The 10,903-nt window shown below is 72.9% G+C and carries 7 protein-coding genes, 2 tRNA genes and 1 other RNA gene; 4 read left to right on the forward strand and 6 right to left on the reverse strand.

Translation table 11 applies throughout. The annotated features are described in order from the left end of the window. The first annotated feature begins 2 nt into the window (after positions 1–2). A tRNA-Gly gene (locus tag ACIQAC_RS08510) sits at positions 3–75 on the forward strand. Positions 76–124: 49 nt separating this feature from the next. On the opposite strand, the gene ACIQAC_RS08515 is transcribed toward ACIQAC_RS08510, so the two are convergent. The 6 genes from ACIQAC_RS08515 to ffs form a co-directional block, all read right to left on the reverse strand. Beyond that, positions 125–1,024 (reverse strand): phosphoribosylaminoimidazolesuccinocarboxamide synthase, encoded by a 900-nt coding sequence (locus ACIQAC_RS08515; RefSeq protein WP_402188325.1) that lies wholly within the window; start codon positions 1,022–1,024, stop codon positions 125–127. Between the two features lie 82 nt (positions 1,025–1,106). Beyond that, positions 1,107–2,603, reverse strand: a complete 1,497-nt coding sequence (locus tag ACIQAC_RS08520; RefSeq protein ID WP_402188327.1) for a N,N-dimethylformamidase beta subunit family domain-containing protein — start codon at positions 2,601–2,603, stop codon at positions 1,107–1,109. A gap of 147 nt (positions 2,604–2,750) precedes the next feature. Further along, complete coding sequence (locus ACIQAC_RS08525) at positions 2,751–4,736, reverse strand: hypothetical protein (protein WP_402188329.1); 1,986 nt, start codon at positions 4,734–4,736, stop codon at positions 2,751–2,753. A gap of 317 nt (positions 4,737–5,053) precedes the next feature. Beyond that, on the reverse strand, positions 5,054–6,307 hold the full coding sequence (purD, locus tag ACIQAC_RS08530) for a phosphoribosylamine--glycine ligase (protein WP_402188331.1): 1,254 nt from the start codon (positions 6,305–6,307) through the stop codon (positions 5,054–5,056). Positions 6,308–6,361: 54 nt separating this feature from the next. Further along, entirely contained in the window at positions 6,362–8,776 is a 2,415-nt protein-coding gene (locus ACIQAC_RS08535) for a DNA polymerase III subunit gamma and tau (protein WP_402188333.1), read from the reverse strand. Between the two features lie 59 nt (positions 8,777–8,835). Further along, positions 8,836–8,932, reverse strand: an RNA gene (gene ffs, locus ACIQAC_RS08540) — signal recognition particle sRNA small type. Between the two features lie 72 nt (positions 8,933–9,004). Between ffs and ACIQAC_RS08545 the strand changes: the two genes are divergently transcribed. The 3 genes from ACIQAC_RS08545 to ACIQAC_RS08555 all read left to right on the forward strand — a co-directional run bounded on the left by ACIQAC_RS08545 (position 9,005) and on the right by ACIQAC_RS08555 (position 10,861). Next, positions 9,005–9,092 (forward strand) — tRNA-Ser (locus tag ACIQAC_RS08545). 312 nt (positions 9,093–9,404) lie between these two features. Further along, the gene (locus ACIQAC_RS08550) at positions 9,405–9,626 is read left to right on the forward strand and encodes a hypothetical protein (protein WP_402188335.1); all 222 of its coding nucleotides are present in this window, start codon (positions 9,405–9,407) and stop codon (positions 9,624–9,626) included. A 461-nt stretch (positions 9,627–10,087) separates the two neighbouring features. Beyond that, positions 10,088–10,861: an SDR family oxidoreductase gene (locus ACIQAC_RS08555; RefSeq protein WP_402188337.1), complete on the forward strand. Its 774-nt coding sequence runs from the start codon at positions 10,088–10,090 to the stop codon at positions 10,859–10,861. The last annotated feature ends 42 nt before the right edge of the window (positions 10,862–10,903 follow it).

The following is a 10,903-nucleotide window of genomic DNA, read 5'->3' on the forward strand; positions in this document are numbered from 1 at the left end:
ATGCGGACGTAGCTCAGTTGGTAGAGCGCAACCTTGCCAAGGTTGAGGTCGCCAGTTCGAACCTGGTCGTCCGCTCCGAAGAGAAAGACCCCGGTCCACTGGACCGGGGTCTTTCTCTGTGTGCTCAGCTCCAGCTCGTGCCGGTCAGACGCTCGTACGCCTCCACGTACTTGGCGCGGGTCGCGGCCACGACCTGCTCCGGCAGCGGCGGCGGGGGCACGTCGGCCGCGCGGTCCCAGCCGGACTCCGGCGAGGTCAGCCAGTCCCGCACGAACTGCTTGTCGTACGACGGCTGCGCGCGGCCCGGCTGCCACTCGTCGGCCGGCCAGAACCGCGACGAGTCCGGCGTGAGCACCTCGTCAGCCAGGACGAGTTGATCACCTTCGTAGCCGAACTCGAACTTGGTGTCCGCGAGGATGATCCCGCGCTCCCGGGCGATGTCCCGGCCCCGCGCGTAGACGGCGACGGTGGTCTGCCGCAGTGCGGTGGCGGTCTCGGCGCCGACCTGGCGGGCGACCTCCTCGTAGGAGACGTTCTCGTCGTGCTCGCCGACGGCCGCCTTGGTGGCGGGGGTGAAGATCGGGGCGGGCAGCTCGGAGCCGTCCACGAGTCCCTCGGGCAGGGCGAGTCCGCAGACCGTACGCGTCTGCCGGTACTCGGCGAGGCCCGAGCCGGTGAGGTAGCCGCGGGCCACGCACTCGACCGGGACCATCCGCAGGGACTTGCAGACCACGGTGCGGCCCGCCCAGTCGGCGGGGGCGTGCTCCGGCAGGTCGGTGCTCAGGACGTGGTGCGGGACCAGGTCGGCGAGCTGGTCGAACCACCACAGCGACAGCTGGGTGAGGACCCGGCCCTTGTCGGGGATCTCGGTCGGCAGCACCCAGTCGAAGGCGGACATACGGTCGCTGGCCACCATCACGAGGTCGCCCGCTTCGTTCTGGTACAGCTCGCGCACCTTGCCGGTGTGCAGGTGCACCAGGCCCGGAACCTCGACCGGCTGGGGCTTTTCTACGAATCCGGACACGGTTCCTCCCCGTGGTTCTGTCTGATGGGTCGATTCTCCCGTATCCGGAGGATCGCCCTCGACCAGGGTCGCCGGACGGGGCTCAGTCGCGTTTGCAGATGCGGTCGAGGAGGTTCGCGGTGGCCCGCTGGACCCGGGTGTCGACATGGCCGGGCCGGTCCAGCGCGGGGGACCAGGCGAACGTCCCGGAAGCGAAGACCAGGGCGCCGGACGGAGCCCGGTACAGGGATGTCTCCTGGTGCCGGCCGGTGCCCTCGCCGTCCGCGTACGGCGAGTGGGCGAGCAGAACGCGCTCCTCGTGCTCGGGGAGCGGGGTGCGCGGGAAGTAGCGGTCGGCCTCGCCCGCGACCAGGTTCTCGATCTCGTCGCCCTCGTGGGCGCCGGTCGCCTCCCACATCCAGTGGCCGGCGTTGCGGACGATCAGCGGATGCGGCTCGGGGACCCGTCCCGCGTACTGGATACCGACCAACTGCTGCTCCGCGCGGTCGACTTCGCGCCAGAGCACCGGGCGGCCGGGCCCTCTGCGCTTGCGGCAGGTCAGCAGGCGGTCGGCGACGCCGGACGGGGACGGGCCCAACTCGACCTGCCAGTACATGGTGTTGGCGGAGAGGAAGACCAGCGAGGTGCCGCTGTCCCGGGCCAGCTCGACCGTACGGCGCATCCGTGCCGACCAGTACTCGTCGTGCCCGGGGAAGACCAGGCCGCGGTAGCGCGTGGGGTCGATCCGGCCGGCGTGCAGATCGCGGGCGTCGGCGTAGGCGAGGTCGTAGCCGTAGCGCTCGGCCCAGCGGATGAAGTCGTAGGCGTGGCCGACGTGCAGGGGGAGGCCCGCGCCCGCGTAGGGGCGGTCGAAGGAGACGGTGGTCGCCGCGTCCGCCTCGCCGAGCAGCCGGCCGTGCTCGTCCCAGGCGTGGTAGAGGCTCGCGCCGGTGTGCCCGTCCTCCGGATAGAGGTTGTACGCCTGCCAGGTGACGTCCGGCAGGAGCATCAGTAAGTCCGCCGGCTGGTGGTCGCGGACGGTGAACGGGATGTGCGACCGGTATCCGTCGGCCGTGGTGAGCACGGCGACATGGGCGCCGGTGCTCCAGTACGAGGGGATCTGGAGCCGCCAGGACAGCCACCAGTGGTGGCAGGAGACCGTACGGTCCGCGGCGAGCGGCGGGGGCTGCACGATGCCGGACAGGCGCGGGCTGGTGGTGATCTTCGCGGCGCCGTCCCCGCCGTAGTGGCCGATGCGGTAGACGTCGACGGCGAACTCCTGGGGCGGGTCGACCGTGATGTGGAAGTCGACGGCCTCGCCGGGTGTGACCGCGCCGGTGGAGGTGAAGCCCTTGATCTGCCGGTGCACGTCGTCGGCGGAGCGGGGGCCGCCGGCGGTGCGGGGGGCGGGGACCCTGGGGGTGCCGGCGCCGGACGGCTGCGGCTGGTGCGCGTCCACGTACCAGGGGACGACGTGGCCGGTGTCGTCGAAGTAGGTCTCGGTGCCGCGCAGCCACGGGACCGGGCCCTGCCCGAAGGGGTCCGTGACCGCGTGCGCGAGCGCTCCCGACTCCCAGCGGCGGATCTGCTCCGACCCCATGTTGCCCCCTCCCTCGACCCCCGTGTGCCTGTGTCGTACGCGCTTGCCATATGCGCGAACGGTCCCAGCACATCACATTGCGCACCTACTCCGTCACTGTTCGTCTTCGATTGACCGAAAATGGAAGGAGGGGTTCCGGTCGACTAGTCAGACGAGGCGTACGGGCTTCTCCGGGCGTATGCCGACCTTGGTGAGCCAGCTGCGGAGCGGGGCCTGGTCGCCGTGCTCCAGGAGGCTGAGCACCTTGGGCGTGAGGTCGGCCGCCCGCTCGCCGCCGAACATCAGGGACGGGCCGTCCAGCCAGTCCAGGCCCGGCTTCGCGCCCGCGGTGTCCATCGCGGCACAGCAGACCATGGCCGTGACGTGGTCGGCGAGCAGCTCGCGCGGGCTGCGGGGCGGCTGGAGCGGGAAGAGGGGGAGGGCGCCGATGTCCCAGAGGTCGGCGTCGGGAGTGCGGGTGTGGTGGTCGGCGCGACCGGTGGCAGCGGTGGTGCCGGTGGCGGCCTCCGCGGTGGCCCCCGGGGTGGGGCTTGCGGTGGGGCTCGCGCCGGCGGCGGTGGCGGCGCGGGCCGCGGTCGTGGCGGCCGTGGCGGCTTCCTCGCGGGTGAGCTCGGCACTGAGGCGGTCGGCGAGGGTGGTGCTGCGGGGGGTGGAGAGGGGGTGATCCTCGTCGTCGAAGAGGTCGTCCCGGGAGAGGCCGCCGTCAGGGAGGCCGCCGTCAGGGAGGCCGCCGTCAGGGAGGCCGCCGTCAGGGAGGTCGTTTTCGCGAAGGTCTTCGCCGGGGAGGTTCCGGGCGGCGGGGTGTGTGACCCCGGGGCGGGATTCCGGGGCGTCGGTGTGGGGTGGTGCCGGGTTGGCCAGGTGGTTGAGGACTCGGTCGAGGGTGGGGGCGTCGGAGTGGCGGTCGGTGCGGCGGACGCCGAGGGCGTCCAGGACGCGGTGGAGCCGGGCGGCGTCGATCCGCCACTTCCGGTCCACGACCTCCTCCGGATACTCCTGCCAGTCCACCGGCGACCAGTCCGGGCCAGGCTCGGCGGGGCCGCCGTGGAAGAGGCGGGCGGCGAGCAGCGAGGTGGCCTCGTCGATGGCGCCCGGCTCTTCGAGCAGGTCGCACGCGGGGCGCTCGCCGAGCCGGGAGGTGAACCCCTCGGCCAGCCGGTCGCGGCGGGACAGCTCGGTCAGCGCGGCGACGACACCCGCGTCCAGCCGGGACGGCCAGCGGCCCATCCGCCAGGCGGGCAGCGCGACCCGGGTGAGCAGCCGGTCCCAGCCGGCGTAGGCCAGGCCGACCTGCTCCTGGGCGACGATCCGCAGTCCGTAGTCCACAGCCTGTGCACGCTCGGCGGCCGCGGCGGCGACTCCGCGCTCCATCTCGGCCGCGTGCACCCGGCAGCTGTGCAGCAGCAGCCGGGCCACCCGGCCCACACCGGCGAGGAACACCCCGGCCACGGGGTTGCGGCCGGGCGTCGCGGCGACGGCCACGGCGGCGTCCAGACCCCGGACGAAGCGCCGGGCCGCGGCTATGTCCGGCTGGGCCGAAGGGCCCGTACCGGCGACGACCGGGGCGAGGACCGCGCGGAGCTCTCCGACACGCATCCACCACAGGAAGGGGGAGCCGATGACGAGGACGGGGGCGGTGGCGCTCCGGCGCTGTGCGCGGCCGGTGCCGGCCGGTTCGTCGGCGTCGGCCGGCGGGGGGGTGCCGTGGGCCGGGGTGCCGTGCGCCGGATGCGTACGGTCCTCCAGCCAGCTGTCGCAGTCCGGGGTGAGCGCTATGGCGGAGGGCGCGGGTACGTCGAGGCGGTCGGCGAGGTCGCGCACCATCCGGTAGAGATCCGGCGCGGAATCCTCGGCGATCGTGACCGTCGGCGTCACGGCGGGGCGGGCCCGGGCGACCACCAGGGCGACACCCCCAGCGGCGGCGAGCACCAGCACCGCGAGCACGGACATCACCCAGCGGGCGACGTCCCAGGCGTGGCCCACGAGATGTCCGGAGGAGCCGCCGGCCAGCAGGATCACCGCGGCGGCGGCCGGCAGCAGGGCCACGGCCAGCGCGCGGCTGCGCACCCGCAACACGGCCAGAGCCCTCGCACGAGCGGCCTGGGCTCCCACTTCCACACCGATCCCGGTCACGACCGGACCTCACCCCCTCCCTGCCGTTCTGAACCTTTCCTGGCGATGCTCACTCCCCCACTGTGGCACCCGCCACTGACATCGCAATGCCGGTGGGCCAAGTGCCCGAACGCTTGCGCCGCACCCTAGTTGGGGGTCGCGCCCCCGTCAGCCGGATGGGGCACCGGTCACTCGATGGAATGGCTTTGGGGAGAGGTGGATGACAGAGGGCAAGCATCAGGCCCCGAATCCTGAGACGGATCCGGGGCCCTGGGGGTTCAGTCTGGTTTCTTCGGATGTGGTGCAAATGCGGTCGGCGGGGGCGCGCGCCGCCCGGACTACGCGCCGGTAGCCGCCTTGGCCGCGATGTCCGTGCGGTGCTGGGAGCCGTCGAGGCCGATCCGGGAGATCGCCCGGTAGGCGCGCTCGCGGGCCTCGGTGAGGTCGTCGCCGGTGGCCGTGACCGACAGCACCCGCCCGCCCGCGCTGACGACCGCGTCGGCCTCGCGCCGGGTGCCGGCGTGCAGGACGTACGCGTACGGGGCGTCCTCGGCGGCGACCGCGTCGAGCCCGGTGATGGGGTCGCCGGTGCGCGGGGTGCCGGGGTAGTTGTGCGAGGCGACGACGACCGTGACGGCCGCGTCGTCGCTCCAGCGCAGGTCGGCCAGGTCGGCCAGGGTGCCGTCCGCGGCGGCGAGCAGCAGCCGGGCGAGCGGGGTCTTGAGCCGGGCCAGCACGACCTGGGTCTCCGGGTCGCCGAACCGGGCGTTGAACTCGATGACCCGCACACCGCGCGAGGTGATCGCGAGACCGGCGTAGAGCAGACCGGAGAACGGGGTGCCGCGGCGCTGCATCTCGTCGACCGTCGGCTTGAGGACCGTCTCCAGCACCTCCTCCACGAGCTTCGGGTCCGCCCACGGCAGTGGGGAGTAGGCACCCATGCCGCCGGTGTTCGGGCCCTCGTCGCCGTCGAGGGCGCGCTTGAAGTCCTGGGCGGGCTGGAGCGGGACGACCGTCACGCCGTCGGTGACGGCGAAGAGGGAGACCTCGGGGCCGTCGAGGAACTCCTCGATGACCACCCGCTCACAGGCGTTGGCGTGGGCGCGGGCCGTGTCGAGGTCCGGTGTCACCACCACACCCTTGCCGGCCGCGAGACCGTCGTCCTTCACCACGTACGGCGGGCCGAAGGCGTCGAGCGCCTCGTCGACCTCGTCCGGGTTCGTACACACGTACGAACGGGCCGTGGGGACGCCGGCCGCCGCCATCACGTCCTTCGCGAAGGCCTTGGAGCCCTCCAGCCGCGCGGCCTCCTTGGAGGGGCCGAAGGCCGGGATGCCCGCCTCGCGCACGGCGTCGGCGACCCCCGCGACAAGCGGGGCCTCCGGGCCCACGACCACCAGCCCGGCGCCGAGCTCGGTGGCCAGCGCGGACACGGCCGCGCCGTCCAGCGCGTCGACCGGGCGCAGCTCGGCGACCTCGGCGATCCCGGCGTTGCCGGGCGCGCAGTACAGCGCGGTGACCGCGGGGTCGAGGGACAGGGAACGGCACAGGGCGTGTTCGCGGGCACCGCTGCCGATGACGAGGACCTTCACGGGGTCAGCCTAACGGGAGGGTCGGGGTGCCCCTCCGTGCGGGCGCTCTCGCGCCTACTCGTTGGTGAACTCCTCCATCACCGTGGCGCCCAGCTCCCGCACGATCAGTTCCTGCCCGGACAGGGCGGACTCGTCGAGGTCGGGGTCGTCGTCCTCCGGGACGTCGTCCTCGGGAGCGACGGGCTCGGGTGCGCGCGCGGGCGGGGCGGCGGGGGCCTGGGCGGGCGCGGGTCCGGAAGGGGCGGCCCCGGACGCCGGCCCGGCCCCGGCCCGGGGTGACGGCTGCTGCTGTACGGCTGTCCCGGTCCCGCCGCCGTAGCCCCCGGCGGAAGGTCCGGCGCCGTACGCCGTGGCGGTGCCGCCTCCGCCGCCGGTGAAGCCGGACCCCCCGGACGGACCGCCCGCACCGGCCGGGCCCGGGGATCCGAAGGAGCCGGACGGGCCGGCGCCGCCACCCGCGGACGGCGGGGCCGAGCCGCCGCCGGACGGGTCGACGACGGCGTCGATCTTCCAGTGGACGTTGAACTGCTCGACCAGCGCCTGCTTCAGGACGTCCTCGCTGCCGCTGCCGGAGAAGTTGTCACGTGCTCCGGCGTTGATGAAGCCGAGTTGGAGGGTGGTGCCGTCGAAGCCGATGACCTGCGCGTTCTGGCTGAGGAGGATCCAGGTGAAGCGGCGGCGGTTCTTGACCGCCTCCAGGATGTTCGGCCACAGGGCACGGGGGTCCGGACCGCCGGCCGCAGGCACGGACGCCGGTCCGGCGGGGGCCGGAGCCGCGGCGGGGGGTGCGGCCGGGGTGCTGGGAGCCACGGGGGGTGCCGGGGCCGCGGGCCTGGTGCCGCCTCCGGCGGGGGTGGCGGTGGGCCAGCCGCCGGGCCGCCGGGCACCACCGGTGGCGGCGGCGGTGGGCCAGGCGCCGGGGGCCGGGGCGGAAGCCTGGGGTTCCGGAGCTGGGGCCGGAGCCGGGGCCGGGGCCTGCGGCTCAGGGGCGGGGGGCGCGTCGGGAGCGGGAACCGGAGCAGGAGCCGGAGCCGGATCACCGTAAGCACCCGCGGCACCCGCGGCGCCCGCAGCACTCACCGCGCCCGGAGCGCCCGCGCCCCCGCCCGCCGGAGCCTCGCCCGCCCCCTGAGGACGTACGGCCGCGCGTGCGGCGGCCGGGCCACCGCCGGGCGGGACGGGCGGACCCTGCGGCGGGGGCGCGGCCTGCGCGGGGGGAGCCTGGGGTGCCGTCGCCGGATATCCGTGGGCGTCCGGCCCGGGTACGTACCCCATGGCGGGCGCACCGGTGGCCGGGCCACCGGAGAAGTGGACACCGCGCTCCAGTTTGTCGAGGCGGGCCATGACCGAGCGCTCGTCGCCGTAGGCGGCGGGGAGCATCACGCGGGCGCAGATCAGTTCGAGCTGGAGGCGGGGGGAGTTGGCGCCCCGCATCTCGGTGAGGCCCTCGTTGACGATGTCGGCGGCGCGGGTCAGCTCGGCGGCGCCGAAGACACCGGCCTGGGCCTGCATCCGCTCGATGACGTCGACGGGGGCGTCGATCAGGCCCTTCTCCGCGGCGTCCGGGACGGCGGCGAGGATCACCAGGTCACGGAGGCGCTCAAGGAGGTCGGTGACGAACCGCCGCGGGTCGTTGCCCCCCTCGATGACACGGTCCACGACCTCGAAGGCGGCGGCGCCGTCACCGGTGGCGAAGGCCTCGACGACGGAGTCCAGCAGGGAGCCGTCGGTGTAGCCGAGGAGCGAGGTCGCCATCGCGTAGGTCACACCGTCGGCGGCGGCGCCGGCGAGCAGCTGGTCCATGACGGACATGGAGTCACGTACGGACCCGGCGCCCGCGCGCACCACAAGAGGGAGCACCCCTTCCTCCACGGGGATGTCCTCCTTCTGGCACACCTCGCCGAGGTACTCGCGCAGGGTGCCGGGCGGGACGAGCCGGAAGGGGTAGTGGTGGGTCCGGGAGCGGATCGTCCCGATGACCTTCTCGGGCTCGGTGGTGGCGAAGATGAACTTGAGATGCTCCGGGGGCTCCTCGACGACCTTCAGCAGCGCGTTGAACCCGGCCGACGTGACCATGTGGGCCTCGTCGATGATGTAGATCTTGTACCGGCTGCCGGCCGGGCCGAAGAAGGCCTTCTCGCGCAGCTCACGGGCGTCGTCCACACCACCGTGGGAAGCGGCGTCGATCTCGATGACGTCGATGGAGCCGGGACCGGTCCGCGCGAGGTCCTGGCAGGACTGGCACTCGCCGCACGGCGTCGGTGTGGGCCCCTGCTCGCAGTTCAGACAGCGGGCCAGGATGCGGGCGCTGGTCGTCTTGCCGCAGCCGCGCGGACCACTGAACAGGTACGCGTGATTGACCCGGTTGTTGCGCAGCGCCTGCTGCAACGGGCCGGTGACATGCTCCTGCCCGATGACCTCGGCGAACGACTCCGGGCGATAGCGGCGGTACAACGCGAGAGACGACACGCGTACGAGGTTATAGGCGCCCACTGACAAGAGGGGTCGGTGCGGATGCCGGGGGGAAAAGAAGACGCCCCCCACGCACCCGCCAGAGCCGACCTACCCTTGCTGCCTTCCGGCCCTGGGGGAGTTCAGTCAGATAGCGCCGCGTGGGGAGCTTCGTAGAGACTACCTGATCCTGAGGTGCGGGAACGAGTTCGCTAGCACTCCCCTCGGTCATGTAATGTTCCCGGCGGAGGATTCGCCTAGAGGCCTAGGGCGCACGCTTGGAAAGCGTGTTGGGGGCAACCCCTCACGAGTTCGAATCTCGTATCCTCCGCCAGTGCCTCACCGGGCACGAAGTCGAAGGGCCCCACCGTTCGCGGTGGGGCCCTTCGACGTTCAGCGGGTGTTCGGTGTCCGGCGGTCTGCCCGGCCCGGATCCCGGGCGGCGGAGTACAACAACTCGGCCACGATCGATGACATTGTTCCGGCGGCCGGGCGACCCCGCGTCCCGACGGGGCGGGAAGCCCCTGGTCAGGGACGCGGGCCCGGAGTGGCGCCCCGGAAGCGGCTTCCGGCGCCGGTGCCCCGCCGGGTAATGGACATGGATGAGCGCAGCCAACGTGATACAGGTGGGCACATACTGGGGGCAATGACAAAGCCTGCTGCTCCGAAGCGTCACTTGCCTACCAGTCCCTTCAAAGCCCCGGTCACACGAGCCCCGGAGAACTTTGCCGTGGGCGACCAGGTCACCCACGACATGTACGGCCTCGGCCGAGTGATCGGCATCGAGGACGGAGTCGCGGCGCTCGTGGATTTCGGCTCGAAGCAAATGCGGATCCTGAGCCCGTACTCGAAGATGACCAAGTTGTAGAACCGCGGTGCCCGGTCACGGCACACCGGGCGCCCTCGGGCGCCTGTAACGAAGGAGAGAACCTCTCATCGATCCGACCTCGCTGTTCTCCGCTCCGGAAGGGCACATCCGCCGCTCCACCGCGGCGTCGCCGCCTCCGACGACAAACCCCTTCCAGGCCCCGGACTTCGGGGAGGACGACACGTACGCGCCCGTCGAGGACGCGCAGGACGTCCCTGGAGTGCCCACCCCGCACTCCAGGGCGGCCTAGCCCGCCGGGAGCGACCGCTCCACGTACGTACCGCCCGTTCCGGAGGGCCGGACCACACCCGTGGTCCGGCCCTCTGGCGTGTGCGGGGCCGCCGGGGCACCCGACTCCTCACTGTCGGGCGGAACAACCGGCCTTTCCTGTCCTGGAGTTGGCGGCCATGCCGTAATGGCAAGTGCAGTTGTCGGCCTCTCCGGAAGGAATGACAGACACGATGAGCACTGAGCGAACGGCATCGCTGCGCGGCAGGACCGCGATCGTGACCGGCGGGTCCCGGGGCATCGGACGGGCGATCGTACGGCGGCTGGCGGCCGACGGCGCCGCGGTCGTGTTCAGCTACGGACGCGACGAGGCCTCGGCGCGGGAGACCGTCGAGGAGGTCACCGGCGCCGGTGGTGTGGTGTGGGCGGAGCGCGCCGAGCTGTCCGACCTGGCCCAGATCGAGCGGTTGTTCCACGCCGCGGACGAGTGCTTCGGGGCGCAGAAGCTGGACATTCTTGTCAACAACGCCGGCACTTTCTTACGCACGCCGATCGGGGCGACCACCGAGGCCGACTTCGACCGGCAGATGACCGTCAACGCCAAGGCCCCGTTCTTCGCCATCCAGCACGCCGCCGAGCGGATGGGCGAGGGCGGGCGGATCGTCAACGTGTCCACCGTGACCACCCGATGGCCCCGCACCCAGGAGGCCGTGTACGCGGCGAGCAAGGCGGCGCTGGAGCAGTTCACCTGGATCGCCACCCGGGAGCTGGGCGGACGCGGCATCACCGTCAACGTGGTGTCGCCCGGCCCCACGGACAGCGGTGAGAAGGGGATCCTGCGCAGCGCCACCACCGACGAGTCGCGTGAGGAGGTCGCCCGGCAGACACCGCTCGGGGCGCTCGGCCGTACGACCGACGTCGCGGGCGCGGTGGCCTTCCTCGTCGGCCCCGACGGCGGCTGGATCACCGGGCAGAACCTCCGGGTCGACGGCGGCCTCGTCTGGTAGTCCGGACCGACGACCGGACCCGCCACCCCGGCAGGACCCCAC

It is taken from the genome of Streptomyces sp. NPDC088387, assembly GCF_044753385.1.
Lineage (GTDB): Bacteria > Actinomycetota > Actinomycetes > Streptomycetales > Streptomycetaceae > Streptomyces.

What these genes read in the sequence shown, in the direction of transcription:
- ACIQAC_RS08520 (WP_402188327.1), bottom strand. Translation starts at nt 2,603, where the DNA reads ATGGGGTCGGAGCAGATCCGCCGCTGGGAGTCGGGAGCGCTCGCGCAC.
- ACIQAC_RS08550 (WP_402188335.1), top strand. Translation starts at nt 9,405, where the DNA reads ATGACAAAGCCTGCTGCTCCGAAGCGTCACTTGCCTACCAGTCCCTTC.
- ACIQAC_RS08555 (WP_402188337.1), top strand. Translation starts at nt 10,088, where the DNA reads ATGAGCACTGAGCGAACGGCATCGCTGCGCGGCAGGACCGCGATCGTG.